The 19406-nt window shown below is 55.1% G+C and carries 14 protein-coding genes; 1 reads left to right on the forward strand and 13 read right to left on the reverse strand.

Annotated elements, in window-relative coordinates:
• Nucleotides 1–52 precede the first annotated feature (52 nt).
• Nucleotides 53–1390 carry an MFS transporter gene (locus K1I37_RS17580; RefSeq protein ID WP_021295552.1) on the reverse strand — a complete coding sequence of 446 codons (1338 nt, stop codon included), beginning with the start codon at nt 1388–1390 and terminating at the stop codon, nt 53–55.
• Nucleotides 1391–1591: 201 nt separating this feature from the next.
• Between K1I37_RS17580 and K1I37_RS17585 the strand changes: the two genes are divergently transcribed.
• Nucleotides 1592–2908, forward strand: a complete 1317-nt coding sequence (locus tag K1I37_RS17585; RefSeq protein WP_242215904.1) for an IS1380 family transposase — start codon at nt 1592–1594, stop codon at nt 2906–2908.
• Between the two features lie 582 nt (nt 2909–3490).
• On the opposite strand, the gene K1I37_RS17590 is transcribed toward K1I37_RS17585, so the two are convergent.
• The 12 genes from K1I37_RS17590 to K1I37_RS17645 form a co-directional block, all read right to left on the reverse strand.
• Nucleotides 3491–4858 (reverse strand): purine-cytosine permease family protein, encoded by a 1368-nt coding sequence (locus tag K1I37_RS17590; protein WP_021296797.1) that lies wholly within the window; start codon nt 4856–4858, stop codon nt 3491–3493.
• A 19-nt stretch (nt 4859–4877) separates the two neighbouring features.
• Complete coding sequence (locus tag K1I37_RS17595) at nt 4878–6215, reverse strand: amidohydrolase family protein (protein WP_021296796.1); 1338 nt, start codon at nt 6213–6215, stop codon at nt 4878–4880.
• Between the two features lie 50 nt (nt 6216–6265).
• Nucleotides 6266–7534 carry a M20 family metallo-hydrolase gene (locus K1I37_RS17600; RefSeq protein ID WP_021296795.1) on the reverse strand — a complete coding sequence of 423 codons (1269 nt, stop codon included), beginning with the start codon at nt 7532–7534 and terminating at the stop codon, nt 6266–6268.
• A gap of 27 nt (nt 7535–7561) precedes the next feature.
• Nucleotides 7562–8428: a MurR/RpiR family transcriptional regulator gene (locus K1I37_RS17605; protein WP_021296794.1), complete on the reverse strand. Its 867-nt coding sequence runs from the start codon at nt 8426–8428 to the stop codon at nt 7562–7564.
• The gene (gene hutI / locus K1I37_RS17610; protein ID WP_236613888.1) at nt 8425–9636 is read right to left on the reverse strand and encodes an imidazolonepropionase; all 1212 of its coding nucleotides are present in this window, start codon (nt 9634–9636) and stop codon (nt 8425–8427) included. The genes K1I37_RS17605 and hutI overlap by 4 nt, the downstream gene beginning before the upstream one ends.
• Before the next feature lie 121 nt (nt 9637–9757).
• Nucleotides 9758–11419 (reverse strand): urocanate hydratase, encoded by a 1662-nt coding sequence (hutU, locus tag K1I37_RS17615; protein ID WP_021296792.1) that lies wholly within the window; start codon nt 11417–11419, stop codon nt 9758–9760.
• Nucleotides 11420–12347: 928 nt separating this feature from the next.
• Nucleotides 12348–13292, reverse strand: a complete 945-nt coding sequence (locus K1I37_RS17620) for an aminopeptidase (protein WP_031218745.1) — start codon at nt 13290–13292, stop codon at nt 12348–12350.
• A gap of 25 nt (nt 13293–13317) precedes the next feature.
• A complete protein-coding gene (locus K1I37_RS17625; RefSeq protein WP_021296790.1) occupies nt 13318–14268 on the reverse strand; it encodes a DUF1177 domain-containing protein in 951 nt (316 codons plus the stop codon).
• Nucleotides 14269–14338: 70 nt separating this feature from the next.
• The gene (locus K1I37_RS17630) at nt 14339–15427 is read right to left on the reverse strand and encodes an S-methyl thiohydantoin desulfurase family protein (RefSeq protein WP_021296789.1); all 1089 of its coding nucleotides are present in this window, start codon (nt 15425–15427) and stop codon (nt 14339–14341) included.
• A gap of 84 nt (nt 15428–15511) precedes the next feature.
• Nucleotides 15512–16678 (reverse strand): S-methyl thiohydantoin desulfurase family protein, encoded by a 1167-nt coding sequence (locus K1I37_RS17635; protein WP_021296788.1) that lies wholly within the window; start codon nt 16676–16678, stop codon nt 15512–15514.
• Nucleotides 16665–18251: a hydantoinase/oxoprolinase N-terminal domain-containing protein gene (locus tag K1I37_RS17640; protein ID WP_021296787.1), complete on the reverse strand. Its 1587-nt coding sequence runs from the start codon at nt 18249–18251 to the stop codon at nt 16665–16667. The genes K1I37_RS17635 and K1I37_RS17640 overlap by 14 nt, the downstream gene beginning before the upstream one ends.
• Nucleotides 18252–18285: 34 nt before the next feature.
• Nucleotides 18286–19374: an S-methyl thiohydantoin desulfurase family protein gene (locus K1I37_RS17645; RefSeq protein ID WP_236613887.1), complete on the reverse strand. Its 1089-nt coding sequence runs from the start codon at nt 19372–19374 to the stop codon at nt 18286–18288.
• Nucleotides 19375–19406: the final 32 nt, after the last annotated feature.

Here is a 19406-nt window from a genome sequence, read left to right on the forward strand (position 1 = left end):
AGACCGTCAACGATGAATTTTCCGACATCCATTTGATCCCATTGCACAACCGTCAGTTGATAATTTCCTCTAAATCCAGGCCTGGTTTGATTTTTGGCGTGCCTAATCCGCACATGAACGCAATCCATGCCGCTACCCCCAACCATATGAAGGCTGCAAGATTGACGCCTACAGAGTGAACCATCCACTGCGAAGTGATGCCCGCTAGAAATAGCGCAACCCAATTCGAAAAGGAGATGAACGACGCGCCTGTACCCCGCGCACGGGTTGGAAAACTTTCCAGCATATACGGCACATACGCGCCCATATGACCCACTGTGAAGAAATAGTACGCGGCCCACCAAAACGCCATCTGGTCTATGGAATGGATGCCAAACGCGAAGAACGTCCCAGCAACGCCACCTAAAAACAGCCAAATCAGGGATACAATTCGGCGGCCAACGATATTCCCTAAGAACGCTGCGACCAAATAGCCAATGGCTCCAACCCCTGTTCCCCAAGCGCTGACCATCCAACTGTTCGACAAAGTAAACCCATGTGCGCTCGCGATGGAAGGTAAAAAATACGCAACGCAGAACAGCCCATAATTATAGACGAATTGCCAAATCCACAATAGGATGGTAGTCCGCCGCAAGTCCGGATTAAACAATTGCCGATAAGTGAACTGTGTTGCTTCCTGTTTATTTACAGAGTATGCCGTCTGCGTATGTTCGGAAGCCTTCTCGCCTTCAGTCTGCTTTGCCTGTTGCCTAAATTGTTTTAAATCCTCAAAGCGGTCACTCTCTTTGACGAAGAAACGGGTGACTAAGATAAGGAAAATAGGAACCAACCCGGCCCAAAAGACACCCCGCCATCCCCATATCGGTGCCAAACGGGCAACAACGACAGCAGTGAGGAACCAGCCTACGGGAAATCCCACTTGTGCGACGCCGGTCCACCAACCACGCGACTTGCTCGGCGTGCCCTCCGTCACCATGACTTGCCCAATCATCCACTCCGAGGCGTTTCCGGCCATCGTGAGACATCGAGCGATGAGAAGTGACACAAATCCTCCGGATAATGCACTCAATGCACTACCGACTGCCGTAAACAGAATCGTAAACTGAAAAACCATCTTTCTCCCAAAGTAGTCCGACAAGGGACCAGCAATAAGTGTCGCAAAACACGCAGCAACGGCCATCGACGCAGTGATTGCACCAACCGTCCAATTAGCTAAGTGTAAATCCTTTTGAATCAGAGGATAGACATTACTAAAAAAGGAACTGTCCATATTGACCATCGTCCACCCTAAAAAGGATGTCAATGTTACAAGAAATGCGTTTTTCTCAAGCCCAAATATTGTCTTGCGAGGCGCATAAGTGAACTGTTCCTGCTTTGCGATTTTCCCCATGGCACGCCCTCCATATTTTTAATGACGACACACATACCTCAACACGAATCCCCTCAGATAGTGAAAATTCAGGAAAAATGAACCCGGATTTCGACGATTGTGTCCTCATGAACTGGTGTGAATAATTGAAAAGGTGCTCCCCGTATGGCTAAGATGAGTTTGTCGAGAACCACATCTTCGCTAGGAAGGAGCACCTTTTGGGTGAAACAATATAATCATACACGAAGTCAGTTTGCTCGTAAAAGCTCTACAATTCATACTCGCTACGATTTGAATGCCGCCACCTCCTTTGGCGGTGCAAGTGGTCTCATAGATTTCGTTTTGGGAACGGGTATTGACAGGGAGTTTTGGGTACATGGATTACGCAAGGGCAGAAACACCCAGTTCCACATGGACGATATTGCTCTGACCGTCATTTTCGGTTCCTTGCTGGGTCAGGAACGGATTTTCCACTTTGAGGACATCGAACAAGATCCCCTGTTGAAGCTGAAGTTGGACGTGCCGAAACTGCCTGATACGACTCTGTTGTATAAGGATCTGAAGCGGCTCGGTTCCGACGCTGGCATCAAAGCGATACGTTCGGCGCATAGACAAATCCTAAGGTCACTTCTCCCCAAAGGACAAGGCATCGTGGTCGATATCGACTCCTCTGTAGAGACTGTTTATGGCGCGCAGCAACAGTCCGCTGTTGGATATAATCCACACCATCACGGACGAGCGAGTTTCCATCCCTTGCTGGCGTTTGATTCACTCACTGGTTGTTGTCTCTATGATGAGTTGCGCTCTGGTGACGCCCATACATCAGATGGATTTGCGGATTTCTACAAGGCGATGAAAGACCAGTTGCCGGATGGCGTCAACATTCGTGCCGTCCGCATGGATAAAGGGTTTACCGGAGAAAAAGTGTTTCAGATATTGGAGCAAGATCAGCGGGATTACGTCATCAAACTGAAGTGGACCAAGCGACTCGCACAGTTGGCGCAAGCGCCAAATCTCCTCTGGCACTGCATCACAGAGAGTGACCGGGAACATTGTGACGTTACTTCCATCATGTATCAGGCAACATCCTGGGACAGGCCTCGGCGGGTCGTGATTGTGCGTCGCTTAGACATTGACCCCCAGGAGTGCCTGTGTGCGGATTGGCTCTGGGAATACGAGGCGATTGCCACAACGTTTGACTGGAGCGGCGAGGATGTATGGCACTTCTATAACTTTCGTGGTAACGCTGAGAATCACATCAAGGAAGCCAAATATGGATTTGCCATTGACCGATTCTCCAGCCAGAATTTCGATGCCAACAAAGCGCTGCAAGGTCTAAAGCTACTTGCGTATAATCTACTCCTGCTGTACAAGCACGTCGCGCTTCAACCAGGGGTGCGACAGTGGACCGCCGGACGGCTCAGACGAAGACTATTCCATCTACCTGGGATTCTAGTGCGTCATGCACGCCAGTGGAGCATTCGTCTTCCCGTGTATGCAAAGCATCGGTCGTTGATCATGCTTCATGCCGCCACGTAGATTTTTCTTCCAATTGAAAAAGTGGAGTTCATAGCCTGGCTTGGGGAGGGGGGAATTGTGTCCATTGCTCTAGTTCCGTACCATGATTTCGCCGTGTTCGCTAACAAATCCACCAAATACTTGAAAACATGCCCCGGTCAATGACCTCAATCACCTAATCGTCGAAATCCGGGATGAATGGAATTGATGCGCTCGAAAAGATGCGTTTCGTCAGATCACTGATTTGTTTCATGGGGAATTTTAGGTGAGCCTGTTCAAAACAGAGGGAACTGGGGGGTCCCACTGGTCTTCTCTGACCGCAACCATGGCTTTTCAAACAAACAAATTCACAAATGCCGTCTCCTCAGATTGCTCCATCCAAATCTCGATTCGTCGAAGTCACGTGATTGATGTTCCTCCCTCCTTTATTTGTAATCGCTTTCAAATTCCTGAGATACACGAACCATGATACTCATCGCTCGTGACAACGTCATTTTATTTTGCCGCACATTGGATTGTCAAGATCATTTCTAGCTGCGGCTGCGTAGCGCGCAATCCACGCTACGCAGCCACACGAAGTGCGTATCTCGGCAACTCCCTAGCTTACACCCCTACGCCCTCGCTGACACCTGAACTGCGGAGCTTCGCACGCATTGGGAAGTAGTAGATTACAAACGCGACAAACAACCCGACAATCCACGCGATGTCTGCCCCATTCATGTGCTTGGCGATCACGCCGACGTGATACGTGGTATTCATAAACGGGAACTGAACCAGCACGGCGACGACGTAGGCGACAATCGCGATCCAATTCACCCCGCTGTACTCGCCATCTCGCGACAAAATCGCATCGATGTTGTAATTGCCCTTTCGCAATAGATAGAAATCGACAAGGTTAATGGCTGTCCACGGAATCATGAAATACAAGAGCAGCAAGATAAAGTTAGAATAGTTGTCTAAAAAGTTTCCTTGGCCCCACAAACTCACAAGCGTACCGACAATTCCGACAATAATGATGAAGGTAAGTCGTCCGCGTGTCGTCACACGAAGATTTGTGAATGCGCCAACCGTTGTAATGACAGACATAAAGCCACCGTACAGATTCAATGTGTTGATCGCAAGGACACCAAGGACAATCAGAATATAGGTCACAAACTCCAGCCCGTGCCCGGACAAATGCCCAAAGTACGCGACCAATGCCTCAGACTGCTTCGGCGCAATCACCGCCGCGATGGCGCCCAAAATCATCATCCAACTCGATCCGATGACAGACCCCGCATAGGTCCACCAAAAGGCCGACGCAATCGAGGTATCTTTGGGCAAGTACCGCGAATAATCCGCGACATATGGCGCATAAGTCAATTGCCAGCTGGCCATGACGGAGACGACCAAGATAAACGGCCCAAACGAAAAACCTGGGCTTGAAAGGTGCGCGGGAAACGGCGCCGTCAGCATCCGAATGGTCAAGTACAAGAACAACAAGAAGAACAATACAGCGACAATTTTCTCAAATTGATGAATGTAATCATAGCCGACAATCACGAGAACAGCAGCAAGAAGGTTGACGATGACGATACTCACATCTTGCGGAATGTGAAGGGCTGCGGACAGAGCCTGTGCCCCTAGAATCGTACTACTCGCGAAAAAACCGATATACATGACAATGACGAGCACTAATGGCAATACCGCCCCGATCACGCCGAATTGTGCGCGGCTTTGAATCATTTGGGGGACGCCCAACTTTGGGCCTTGCGCCGAATGGTAGGCCATGAAAATGCCGCCCAACAAGTTCCCGACGAGGATGGCGACAATGGACCACCATAAATTCAGCCCTAACTCAATTGCCAACACACCTGTCACGATGGTGGTGATTTGGGCGTTCGCGGAAAACCAAATAGAAAATAGATTTTTTACGTTCCCGTGTCGTTCATTTTCCGGAATAAAGTCAATCGTCCTGCGTTCAATCGCCATCCTAATGGCCCCCTTTTCGTCACGTGACTGACGTCACTTGCGCAAATCGTTCTTGTACCTCCGTGACCGCCTTACGCACCCTTGCGTTAGACACCATCTGCAATTCACCATCACGCACGACCTCCTGCCCACCAACCACGACACGCTTAATAGCCGTTGGTTGCATCGAGTACACCACATGTGCCAAAAGTAAATCTGGTGCGCACGGGTGAAGTGAGAGATCGTCCAAGTCAATCGCCACGAAATCAGCCCGGTACCCCGGTTCCAGTTTGCCAATGGGCAATCGCAAAATTTCTCCGGCTGCGTGCGTACCCATGCCGTACGTATCTGTCGCCCGAATCGAAGTGGCGTCCAGCGTCCGCACTTTTTGAAGCAGAGACGTCATCCGCATTTCTTCGAACACGCTGATGCGGTTGTTGCTACAAGCACCATCCGTACCAAGGCAAATTCGCACGCCAGAATGGAGCAACTCTGGAATCTTCGTGATGCCATCCGCCAAAAACATGTTGCTCGACGGGCAGTACGCAAGCGACGCCTTGCGTTTACCAAGTAGCTGAATCTCGTCATCCGCAAGCCAAACGAGGTGAATTGCAATCATAGACTCGTCCAAAACGCCCAACTTATCGAGAAAATGGACGGGGCGGACGGCGTGATTCTGAAGAATCTCCTCGACTTCGAACATCTCTTCCGCCACGTGAATGTGATATGGCGTTCCAAGTTCTTGCGCCAACCGATGTCCAGCTTGAATCATCTCTGGCGATGCCGCGTGTGGGCTGTGTGGTGCTGGGTGAATAGCCACCATCGCGTCGCCTTGATACTTCACCGCCAGTTCGCGCGTCCGGCGAACGGCGTCCTCGATGCGCTCCTGATACGATTTCGGGGCACCGGGCCAGTCGTACATCGTCCGAGCCATGACGAAACGAATCCCTAAATCCTTGGCAGCCTGGATGACGGCTTCGTCGTTTTCCGTTCCGTTGTCGTGGATGTAAAAGAAATCCGCAACCGTCGTCACGCCCGCGAGCATCATTTCGGCAAAGGCGAACAACGCACCGTTATAGATCATCTGGGCATCAAGACACGGCGCATACCGATATAGCGCCTCGTCTCGCCAGACTAAAAACGGCTCATCGGCCGCAATGCCGCGCAGCAAACTCTGAAACGAGTGATTATGGGCGTTGACCGTCCCTGGCAGCACGGCGTAACGCCCCCAGTCGACACACGTCGCGTCCGGGTGTGAAGCAGCCAACTCCGCAACCGGTCCCACTTGTGCGATGTTCCCACCGTCGACGAGAATTCCAATGCCCTCCACAAACTGACTGCCCATTTCGACATATCGCGGATGATATAATTTCTTCATGCGCCATCTCTCCTGTAGTCGTGAACTCTCTATTTAACGAACTGCTACAATCAAAGCGACCGTCCAATGCCACCGTCCAACGCGATCATCGCTGCGACGAGAACATCGAATGCACACGCAATATCCTCGATGCGCGACTCCTCTTCCTTACAGTGACTCTTGCCGCCAATGCTCGGCACGAACAACATACCGGCATGCGTGAAACTCGCGATGTGCGTCGCGTCGTGTCCGGCCATGCTCGCCAGGTCTAGGTAAGGAATCGCCAAATCCGTTGCCGATTTTTGCAGGATGTTTATGACGTCAGCCGACATCGGCTGCGGCTTCTGATTGAGCAATACACTGTGGTAAACCTGTACCCCGCGTCGCGTGGCAATGTCATCGAAGGCCTGAAAACAAGCGTCGCGAAAGCCGTACACCCTGGCCATATCCCCCCCGCGAATCTCTAATCCCCATTCGCAAGCTCCCGGAATGATGTTCATCGCGTTCGGGCTGACATTCAAACGGCCAACTGTGGCAATCAACTCGTCGTCATTCCACTCGTGCAACAAACGTTCTACCGCGAGCAACATCTCACTACTCGCGAGCAGCGCATCCCGCCTATCTTGCAGTTGCGTCGTACCCGCGTGATTCGCTTCGCCCAGCACCCGAACCGACTCCCGATAAATCCCGCAAATCCCCGTCACCACGCCAATGGGAATCCCTCGTTTCAGCAACCGTTGCCCCTGCTCAATATGCAGTTCGAGAAACGCCGCGATATCGTCTGCCGTCTTGCGCACAGATGGGAACGCGTGCAGGTCCCCACCAACAGCGGCAATCGCGTCAGACAGCGGTCGTCCATTCCAGTCCGTCGCGGCGAGCAATGACGCTTGTGTGAGACGACCAGCGACACTACGGCTACCCAGTGTCGATAAATCGAAAGGATTGGGCTCCTCCGCCGTAAACGACACGAAGCCGAGCGGATGCTGATTTGAATATCCACGCTCGCGAAGCGATTGAATCACCTCGATGCCCATCAACACCCCAAGCGGTCCATCAAAACGGCCGCCATTCGGAACCGAATCGTGGTGGGATCCAATGACAATCATCCCAGCGTCCAGTTCACCCGGTCGTACCCCCCAAATGTTTCCGACCGCGTCCACTGTGACAGCCAACCCCACCTCGTCTGCCAAACGCGTGATCCATGCACGCGCAGCGACATCTGCGTCGCTGCCGAATGGCCGGTGAATCGCCCCCTCGCTGGTCTGACCTATCTCCGAAAATGCAGTGAACCGCTCCATAAATCGCTCTGTATTAAACTTCGGTAGCACTCGCTGGGTCACACCGTTCACTCCTCTAAAGATTAGGTGTCAGTCGTACACCCGGGTTGCCTGATCTAGGTGTTCAATTTGGCCAAGCCGTTCTCTCGAGGCCTCCGGCGTCACTTGCGCCACACGCCGAATCAGTAGATTAAACAGTGTGATGGGTGTCGCATACGAGTCAAACAGCGATACCGTCGTGACAGGGACACAGACCACCGGTTTCGCATGCGCTGCTACGGGTGAATGCGCGTCATCTGTCACGGCTGCAATGGCAAATCCCTGTTTCTCCAATTCCCGAACGAGTTCCACCGTCACCCGCGGATATCTCGGAAACGCCAAGACCACAATCAACGTTCCGGAAGTCCTTTCCATCGGCAGGCGCTCCCACAACGTCTCACCAGGCACTGTTGCATAGACATCACTTCGCACTTTGCTCAAAAAGTAGTGCAGATAGGGAATCAAGGTCGCGGATGCACGTGCACCCACGAGAATCACTCGCTCTGCCTCGACAATCGCTTGAACTAGTGCTTCAAACTCAGACGATGCAAGAATGTCGTTCAAAGACTGCAAATTTAGATACTCACTCAAGACCACGCGGTCGCCCGTCTCATCCTCCGTCGCAAGCGTCGGATTCGATGCGAACCACAATCTATCCGGACCAGAGAGTTCCGTGCGAATCATGCGCTGCATCTCTTTGCTCCACTCGCCAAAGCCAGAAAATCCAAGCGAGTGTGCAAAGCGAGATATGGACGCCTGACTCACGCCTACTTGCTCCGCCAGTTCCGCCGAGGTCATGAACGCGACCTGCGCAAAATTCTCCTCAATATATAGGCTGATGGTGCGATTCACTTCCGATCCCGCTTTTCCCGCCCGCACCCACTCATCCAACCTGCCACTAACGTCTTGTGAAATCACAGAACCGGTCGCCCCTTCACCAAAACTTGCCGCACATGAGAAACGCCAAAATGCGTGAGGACGTATTCCGGATTCGCCGCCGCGTAGATGACGATGTCGGCGGGGCGGCCGGATCGGATGATCCCAGCTACATCTCCCCGACCGAGGGCACAAGCAGCGTTCCGTGTAGCCGCCACAAACACCTCTTCGGGTGTCATTTTCAACGTGAGCAGGGCAAGACTCATCGTCAGGCCAAAGTTCTCAGACGGACACGTTCCGGGATTGTAGTCACTTGCAATCGCGACGCCAAGTTGTGCCTCATCCAGCATAAAGCGCGCGCGAGCCGCCGGTTTTTGCAGATAAAACGACGTCCCTGGTAGGCATACGGCCATCACCCCCGCCTCAGCCAAGGCAAAGAGACCTTCATCGGTGGAGGCGAGCAAGTGGTCTGCCGATGTGGCCCCCAACTCCGCAGCCAGTTGCGCCCCGCCAATTGGAACCATCTCGTCCGCGTGAATTTTCACCTTCATCCCGAGTCGTTTGGCGGCCTGTAGAATTTGCCGTCCCTCATCGACCGAGAACACGCCGTCTTCCACAAACACGTCGGCAAATTCGGCTCCCGCCGCTTGCAAATCCGGCAACATCGCCAAAAGTTCCTCGATATACGCGTCCCGGCCACGGGGCAACGCTTTCGGAACCGCGTGCGCAGGCATCGCCGTATGCACAATCTCTATTCCAGCCCACTCGGCCAAGCGCTGTGCGACACGAAGTTGCTTCAACTCCACCGCCAGCGACGAACTGTACCCTGTCTTCGCTTCCACCGTCGTGACGCCAAATCGCTGCATGCGCGCCAGACTCGTCTTCGCTTGTGCGAACAGGGCTTCTTCCGAATACGCCGACGTCTCGCGGACCGTACTCAAAATGCCGCCGCCCGCCTGCAGAATATCGAGATAGGACGCGCCAGCCAGGCGCAGCGGGAGCTCTTTCTCGCGCGATCCGCCATGTACCAGATGCGTATGCGGATCAACCAAGCCCGGCCCGACAAAACCACCTTCCGCGTCGATGAATTGTGTGTTGGCGTCGGCGAGATCGACAATTGACTTCTCCGGCCCTACGTCGACAATCACACCCGCATCGTCGATCGCGATGGCTGCATCACGCATCTCGCCAACAGTCTGCATCGCGTCCGCCCCACAGCGCGGACCATCCGAATGTGACTCGTCGTCCATCGTCCACAGTAAACCGATATGATGAATCACTTGTTTGACACGCGCCAACCCATTCGCCCCCGTTCCTCGATTGACATCGATTCAAGTGCCATCGATTCAAGCGCCTTCCAAGAACCAGCCCTCATTCCGCCATCGGGATGCGGATGCCGCGCTCCTTTGCCACTTCCATAGCCCGGTCGTACCCTGCGTCGACGTGGCGAATGACACCCATCCCCGGATCTGTCGTCAGCACGCGGGCGAGTTTGCGCTCTGCGCGGTCAGACCCATCTGCGACCACGACCATCCCCGCGTGCAATGAATACCCCATCCCGACACCGCCGCCATGGTGTACGGAAATCCAAGAGCCACCCGCGGCCGTGTTGACCAACGCATTGAGAATCGGCCAATCAGCCACTGCGTCGCTGCCATCTTTCATCGCTTCCGTTTCCCGGTTGGGTGATGCAACGGATCCTGCATCCAGATGATCCCGCCCAATCACAATCGGCGCACTGATTTCGCCGCGGCGCACCAATTCGTTCATGGCGAGGCCCAATTTTGCGCGCGCGCCGTACCCGAGCCAACAAATGCGCGCCGGCAACCCCTGAAACGCGATATCTTTCTGCGCCTTCTGTATCCACGTCCGCAAGTGCTCATCCTCAGGAAACATCTCCAGCACAAGCTCGTCGGTCCGGTGAATGTCAGCCGGATCGCCCGACAACGCAGCCCACCGAAAGGGTCCCTTCCCCTCACAGAACAGTGGACGAATGTACGCCGGGACAAACCCAGGGAATGCAAATGCATCCGCAAGTCCCTCGTTGAACGCCACCTGGCGAATGTTGTTCCCGTAATCGAAGACGACAGCGCCCTTTTCCTTCATCGCGAGCATCAACTCGACGTGCCGCCGCATGCTCATCTTGGACTTCTTCACATATTCCTCCGGGTTACGCTGCCGAAGCTGAGCCCCCTCTTCCACCGACATGCCTTGTGGCAGATAACCATTGAGTGGGTCATGCGCCGACGTCTGATCCGTCACGAAATCCGGCACCAACCCCCGCGCCAACAGCCACTCGAACACGTCGATGGCGTTCGCGTGCACACCAATGGACAACGCCTGCCGATTCGCGACCGCCTCGCGAACCCACGCCATCGCTTCGTCCATGCTCGCGGTCTGCTTATCCAAGTAGCGCGTGTCTATCCGCCGTTGAATCCGCCCCTCATCCACCTCCGCGATGAGCGCCACTCCGCCATTCATCGTCACAGCGAGCGGTTGTGCGCCGCCCATGCCGCCAAGTCCCGCCGTCAACGTCCAGGTTCCAACAAGGGATCCCCCTGCATGCTGCCGCGCCGCCTCCGCGAACGTCTCATACGTCCCCTGCAAAATCCCCTGCGATCCGATATAAATCCAACTCCCAGCCGTCATCTGGCCGTACATCATCAGCCCCTTTTTATCGAGCTCGTGGAAATGCTCCCAATTCGCCCAAGCTGGGACCAGATTCGAGTTCGCCAACAACACGCGCGGCGCATCCTCGTGCGTCCTAAAAATGCCGACTGGCTTACCCGACTGAATCAACAGCGTCTCGTCATTCTCCAACCCCCGCAGCGATTTCACAATCGCATCAAACGCAGGCCAATTCCGTGCCGCCTTGCCAATCCCCCCATACACCACCAAATCCTGCGGGCGCTCTGCGACGTCCGGATCTAAATTGTTCATCAACATGCGCAGAGCCGCTTCCTGCTCCCACCCCTTACAGGACATATCCGTCCCGCGCGGCGCACGAATCACCGGCCGAGTCCCAACTGACATAGAAACTCCTCCTCTTTGAAAAGTGACGACGTTAAAAAATGACCACACGTACGTACTGATGTAACTTGTGAACGCGAAATCATGCATGACATATTGCGAAGGCATATTGCTAGTGAAAGGATGTGTGTAGACGCTAAGATGTGTGCCATTGCCCCATTGTCATAGGAGGACGGTCCGCTGAATGGGGTAGGCGAAATCAAGAAGTAGCTGCGTTGCGTTTCGCTATTGCGAGAGCTGAAGGCTAAGTTGTGTGAAGAACGTGCGTGAATGGTTTGTTTCAAGTATGAATGACGTCATTCATATCTGAATTTTACGTATAGACGGTAAATTCGTCAACGACAAATTCGCAAGGGCTGTGAGGTAATGAGGGATTTATTTGGAGCTGTCGAGTGTGCGTGTGGGGGTGAGTGTGGCGATTCCACAGCTGTGGTGGTGGATTCGGGGAAGTGGGGGACCGGGGTGACGGGGACGAGTGACGCGCAGGGCCCGTGGTACGCTACACAGTGCGGGCACGGCAGGATGTGGGGCCTCGGGGCACCGCGTGCTGGTGGCGCGAGGTCTGGGGAACGCAGCTTGGGGGCCCGGGATTCGCCGCCGGGGGCGCCGGGGCCCCGGGGCCCAGCGCGGGATGTCTTATTAAGACACGGAGGCCACTTTTGAGGCCAATAAGGCATCAAATCTGCACTAATCCTCGGATTTTTGCCTTTATCGGGCAGATTTTCAGTTGATAAGGCATCTCAGGTGTCTTAAGTCACCCAAATCTACCGAAAATACAGAAATAAGGCACATATGCTGCCCTATGTGTGTCCGTGCCCCCGGCACCCCAGCCGCCAGCCTGGCCGCCCCGCCAGCCGTTCGATCCCGCCACCGCAACCGGGGATTCGCCGCCGGGTCCCCAGCCGCCGGCCGGGCCCGCGCCATCCCGCCCCTACACCGTCAATGCCCCATCCTGCATCACAAGCTTCCCGTCCAAATAGACAGTCGGCTTTGTCACCACGGCATCCAAGTGGACGCCAGCTTCCACCGTTCCGCCGAATGTCGCATTACTGCCGAACGCCACGTGAATGGTCCCCAGCGCCTTTTCGTCCTCGAGGATGACGCCAGTCAGCCTCGCCTTCTCGTTGGTGCCAATGCCAAATTCAGCGACATTTCGAGCACTCGGGCTACTTCCGAGCTTGTCGAGCCACTCATCTGCACGCTCACCTTCGGCACGAATAAGCAGGCCATCTCGAATCGTCAGCTTGATGGGTGAGGAGAGCAGGCCCAGTCCGACAATCGATCCGTCGACGATCAGTTCCCCATTCGCAGTCCCCTCAAGTGGCGCAATATAAGCCTCGCCGGATGGCATATTCCCCGATTGTCCTTTCTCGGTGTACATGCCTGTGCTGGCGATTCCCGTTCGGGTCCCCAGCTGAAACTCCAGGATTGCCCCATCCTTTTCGATGCGAACGCTATCCCCTTTTGTCAACACATCCGCAACGCGTCGGCTGAGATCGGCCACTTGGTGAAAATCGGCGGTCATCGGACCGTTTTCGAACATGTCGAGGGTGATCCCCGGCATCGTAGCAATCCGAGCACCCTGTTCAGATGCGCGTTTCCGCGCGGACGTGTGCGTTAACGAGTGCTCTGTCGGACAAATGACGACGTCCGCTCTCTGCATCGCGAAGGCGACGACTTCTGGCGGTTCTTCACCGCTTCTCTGTCGCGGCTTCATCGTCAAGATCATCGATTCCGCACCGAGGCTCAGTGCTGCCTGATGCAGATAGTTGCAAATCTCCGGTCTTGTTCCATCGGAGATAATTAAGACACTTTCCGCCGCCTTCACATGGAGTGCTTGCAGCAGGAGGTTCTGTGAGGTCTCCAAAAGTCCGATGTTGTCCACCTTCTCTGGTAAGAAATCAGATACCTGCGTTCACAGACTTGCCAAGCGTCTGCAAGTGGTTCATCGATCCGTACAGCGCTTGAAATCTATGAAACTCCTCTTCATCGTAAAAAGAACACTTTCCTGCACCATACGCCTTTGCCACTTCGATGGCAAACCGCGCAGCCGTCGCAATGTCCGTCTCGTGACTTGCCCCGGTCGCACATCCTGGAACGGTGCTCTGTGCCGTAATGGCGACGCCGACGACCGGTGCGTTCGTCGCCGTGCACGGCTGCAGGATACTGTTGATATGATACAAGTTGTTCCCGTACGGCGTGATATCCTGCATGGTGACCGCGAATGTATGAGCCAATTGGCCGGATGAGATTTCTAGGAGGGAGACGAGATCGTCACTAATTCGAAGGATGCAACCTTCTTTAATCGTCGGCGAAATCGCGACGCCGCGGTGATTGAACACGCGGTTCCCTTTCGTCGTGTCGATGGTGAGAATCGCGTCCATCTCGGGACTCACTTCGTGTTGATTCATCGTCATCATATCCACAGGTGATCCCATAAAGGCAACCGGCTCGTGCGGAATCGTTGGCGCGTTCGGACAGATGTGCGTCGCCACGAGAACGTCTCCAGGCAACTTGTCGCCTTTTGCTTGCATTTCGATTAACTTCAGTGCACTCGTCAGTGCGGTAATGGCGCCGTCGCCATCCGACACAAGTCCAATTCGCTCAGGCCTCGCGCCAATGCCGCCAAGTCTCCCAATAATCCCAAGCGTCGGCGCGTCGCCGCCCGTTGTCTTGCCGCTGCGGCCGGGAATGCGCACCTGAATGAAATCGGTCCATCCCGATTCTCCCTCCACCGTCTCAACTTCTACTTGCCCCGCGCCTCGACGCAAGAAAAAGTCCCGCACCTGTTCCCCATTGACGTTTGGGTCATCCAACAGTTCATAAATGTCCAATGTTTGCTTCAATGTCACGACACACCGCTCCTCTTCTCAAATCGTTGTAGCAATATTGCGCGTTTCAAACTTGCTTCAGTTACACCGTCTACGCCGTCCCAATTGATGACGCAAACACGTATTTGCAAATCTCCTTGTTGACGACACGTTCAACGACTTTGAACAAGGCTTCGTCATTCATACCCGCGCCGAGCTTGAGATTGGCCCTTGGGACACAGACGACAGTGACATCCAATCCAGGCTGCAACTCTGCCGTTAGCAGTGGCAGCCCCGTGTTCGTATCCATCGTCATGATGAGGTCTGGGAACGTCGCTAGCCGCTCACCGTTTCTCTCCAAGGTCATGTACTCGTTCCAAAACGTCATATCCACGTCGCCGATGGTGACTTCTCCCACATCAAAGCCGCCTTCTGTCCGCAGCGAAACATGCGCTACCTTGCCCGTCGCGATGCGCTCTCCGCCCATGAAGCCCAAGGCGGCGTCCACTACGGCTCGCGCCCCATTCGCCTGCGACCGCAGCATGGCGTGCCCCAACTCGATGGCTTGGGTAATGGCGCCGACGGCCCCATGTTGCATCACATAACTTGCGGTGACAGGGTTCCTCGCGACCGCCACCACACCGCCGGCCTCAACAGACGCGTTCCGAACGAGGGAGGCCGCGCGTTGCAAGGAGGCTTTCACGACGATTTCCACGTACTTATCTAGACGTCCACCGCTTGCCGTTTGAATACTGACGAAGTCCTCCAGTTGGTGGAGGCCGATGGATCCCATCACACCCGTCGGATGTGCGCGCCCATTGCAAGGTGCATCAATGACTGGAATGCCCAGCTTCGCGGCTTGAATCCATCCATTCACCGTAGCCGCAGCGCCGTTTTCGTTCGTAATAACCCCAGCGACTTTGGTTCCTAGTGCCGACTCCATTCGTTCAATGGTCCGCACAAAGTGAGCCGGTTCGACGTATTGGTCTTTGGCAGCCGGCGCACCAACCAGCGCAGCCGTCACAATGACGTCGTCGTCACGGCACTCGGCCGGGCTGATGAGCACAGGCGCGTTCGTCTGCACCGCCTCGTTTGCAAGTGCAAGACCATCCTCCGTCCAGCCACCCCCGCCGCCGCCTAGAAACTTTCCGCCCAACACAGCCGCCTCCACATCACTGGCGGTTAATTGACGCTTCGTCATGGCACACACTCCTATCCATTCAGTCGTTGTAAAGAGGAAGGGAGGAATGCCCAGGTGGCACCCTCCCAAATCGCTTTGTCATGTTCAACGCGAAGCATCGGATGATTGAAGCAGATACTTCTCTTTTTCGTTCGGTACGCCGACCTGTTGATAAAAAGCCGGATACGCTCGCTCGAGCGGAACAAACGGGATATCGTAGCCAAAGTGCTTCGGGCCCCATACCGCGAGTGCCGCTTCACTGCGCATAATTTCCGGTGTCGGAATCCCAATGGCGACGACGCGTTGGCCGTAGCGCAGGCGTTCGTTGGTGATGGCGTGGCCTGTGTCGGGATCGAGTAAGGTGATTAAATCCGGCACACTCGCGACGACTTGCCCATCTACTTTCGCAATGAGATTTTCGTTTTGGAAATCGATCACCATGGTCTTCCCTGCGTCTTCTTCAAAACCCTGTAGACGCGCTTGGCCGATTGCGAAGCCGTCCGAAGTCCGCCGCGAAATATCGACAACTTTGCCTCGAAAAAGCGCAATTCCGTGCCCATAGATGGTATCGCGAGTGGCTGCAAGGACGGCGTCTACGGGATTCGAATGATTGCGATGCGCCGCTTGAACGGCCCTTCCCAGTTGAATCCCCATGGTCACGGTTCCGCGAACGGCCGTGTTTTTCATCTGTTCACCCGTCATCGGATAATCGACGAGGTGGGAATACCCGCCCATTTTGACGGTGCACGCGCGCGCAAACGATTCGAGCCGGAAGTTGTCCACCGTCTCAAACAGCACGACGTTCCCCCACTCGTCTGCAATACACGCTGGCGTTCCCGAAACGCCAAGGATGTGGAACGTCTCCATCTGCAACTCCGGGAACGCTCGGCCCATGCCGTCTCCGTCGACGACCGGCAAGCCCATCCGGGCGGCGACGACGAACGGAATCATGCTGTTCATCCCGCCACACTCGATCGGGCAAAGCGCCGTCACCGATTTGCCTAAATGCCGCTCCATGCGCCGCACCGCGAGATACCCTTCCTCCCCGGCCGGCACCTTTTCCAAAAAGACCGTCGGTGCCCCCATCATCGCGACGGGGAAGACGACGTCGTCACGCTCGACCTCATCCAAAGAAATCAGTTCAACCGGGCCATGCTCGCGGATGGCCTGTTGTGCCATCAATTTTCCGATGAGCGGATCACCCCCGCCACCCGTCCCAAGAATGGCCGCACCAATCGACAAGGCTTCTAAATCCTGCTCAGTGATTCGCATAGGCGCCCACCTTTGAACCGAAGTTGTACGTCGCAAGCGTCCCGGCAACGGTCACTTTGATTCGCACGGCATTGCCCGGCAGGTAGGCAATCGGAATCTCTTCAATTTCGACGATCTCGATGGTCGACGCCTCCGCCCCCGCCCGAATGGCTTCCGCAATCGCGATGGACTTGGCCTCTTCCAGGACTTCCTCGCGCGATTTCTGATCCATCGCGAATATCCGATCCACCCGTCCGCTCACCTGAGCAATGGCTGCGCCAATTGCGTTGGCTACGTCAAAGTTCTCCGGACGATGCACTTCCGAGGCGCCTTCCAATTCACTCGGAAGCAAGACGCTGCCCCCGCCGACCAAAATCAGCGGCACAGGTTCTGCACTCGTCTTCATCCTGTCGATGGCCTCCGCCGTCTTTGCCATTGCGATATCGTAGGCCTTCTGTGCGAAGTCCGTCGGCAAATGGACCGCGTGCGTCCCTACACTCGCCTTGCCGAGGGACACGACGATATCAGTGAAGGTCGTCGTGTCGCCGCCGAATGCGCGCCCTTCCTCCACAATGCGGTAACCAACACTCTTGGGCCCCACTTCGATGCCAGCTTCCGACTCGATCACCCGGCTTCCGCCACCCAGGCCAATCGAGTACAAGTCCGGCATCCGGAAGTTGGTTCTCACGCCGCCGACATCGACCGCGACGAAAGACTCCCTCGGGAATCCATTCACAAGCACCCCGACGTCCGTCGACGTGCCGCCGACATCGACGACAATCGCATTCTTTAAGCCCGTGAGGTACGCCGCGCCGCGCATACTATTCGTGGGTCCGCAGGCGATGGTGAGAATCGGATACAACAAGGCGTACTCGACGGACATCAACGTGCCATCGTTTTGCGCCAGGTAGAGTGCGGCATGCACGCCGAGATCGGCCAGCGCTTGTTGGAACGACATCGTCGCCCGCTTCGCGACGCTCGACACAGCCGCGTTCAACACCGTGGCGTTCTCTCGCTCTAACAGCCCAACGCTGCCCAACTGGTAGGACAGGGAGATAGGGATCTCTTCGCCGAGGACTTCGCGGAAAATCCCTGCTGCACGTTCCTCGTGGTCAGTATTCACAGGTGAGAACACGCCCGTGATGGCGACCGCCTGAACTTTATTCTTCACCGATTCGGCGATACTGCGAATCTCCGCCTCGTCCAACGGTGCGATTTCGCGACCATCGAACTCGTGTCCGCCACCGACAATCCAGGAGTACTCAGCGTAGCGGGCGCGCAAATCGTCCGGCCAACCAGCCAGCGGTTTGACGGCCCGCGTCGCCGGTGCGCCCAAGCGAACAATCGCCACGTCGTTCAGTTCGCGGCGCTCGATGATGGCGTTGGTCACCTGCGTCGTGCCAAGCATTGCGTGGGAAATTTGTGCACCATCCACGCCACTTTGCTCAAGAACTCTGCCTACGCCGGTGCGAATGCCCGTGACAATATCTGAAGTGACTGCCGTTTTCGTCTTCGCAATCACACGATTTTCCTTATCCAATAAAACGACGTCCGTATTCGTCCCACCAACGTCAATTCCCAAGCGGTAAGTCATACAATTTCCTCCTAGCCATTCTCGAGTCAGTCACTTACGCGTTCTGTGTTGTCAGTGGCCTGAGCGGTTTAAAGTCGAAATCGTATCCAAAGTACCTCGGCCCGACCAATTCCAAACACTCGGGCCGGTGCCATACGGGTGCACAAGGCATCGTGATGACAATCACGCGTTGGCCGTAGCGCAACTCTTCCGTCGTGATGGGGTGAATCGTCTCTTGATCTAAAACCGTAATCAAATCCGGCACCGTCGCAACGGGCTCCCCATCGCGCATCGCGATGAGATTCTCGTTTTGAAACTCGAGTCTGCAGACCGATCCGCTATCCACCCCCATCCCTTCGAGCGTCACGGTGCCACGGGCGAATCCATCGACGGTTCGGCGCATGACGTCGGTCAGCTTGCCGCGAAACACTTCCACGCCATCCGTAAATTTGAGGAGGTTTGCGAGCCGGACTGCCGCATCCTCTTTCGCTTCGAGCAGTTCGCCAATCTTCATGGCTGTAGATAAGGTGCCATGCACTAAATTTGGCGCCATCTTGTCGGCATTTGCGCCGTACAGAGCCAACATGGAAGAACCACCCATGACAATCGTCGCATTCCTCGAAAGCGCCTCCGTCCAGGCCCCATTCACAGTAGACAGCAGAACCGTGTTTCCCTTTTCGTCCGCAACCATCATCGGCGTCGCCGAAATGCCGCCAAAGTGCAGTGCGGTCATCGGAATCTCTGGGAACGCACGCCCCATGCCATCTGCGTCCACAATGGGAATGCCAAGTTCTGCCGCGACCACAAACGGGATCGTCGAATTCAGCCCACCCGCTTCAATCGACACGGTCGCTGCAGCCTTGCGGCCGAGGAATTTCTCCAATTGTGTAAATGCCTTCACCGGTTCGTCGCCGCCTGGCATTTTTTCAATCATCACCGTAGGCGCCCCCATCATCGCCGACGGAATGACCAAATCGTCATCGTTCAACTCATCTATCGAAACCATCTCCACAGGCCCATATTTCTCAATGGCCTGCTTTGCCATCAGTGCACCAATGTAGGGATCTCCACCGCCGCCGGTACCAAGTACTGTTGCGCCTAATGCAAGGTGATCGATGTCTTTTGCATGAATCAGTCTTCTCACTACGTCACCGCCCATCATAAAATTCAAATATC

The organism is Alicyclobacillus acidoterrestris (assembly GCF_022674245.1).
Taxonomy (GTDB): Bacteria; Bacillota; Bacilli; order Alicyclobacillales; family Alicyclobacillaceae; genus Alicyclobacillus; species Alicyclobacillus acidoterrestris.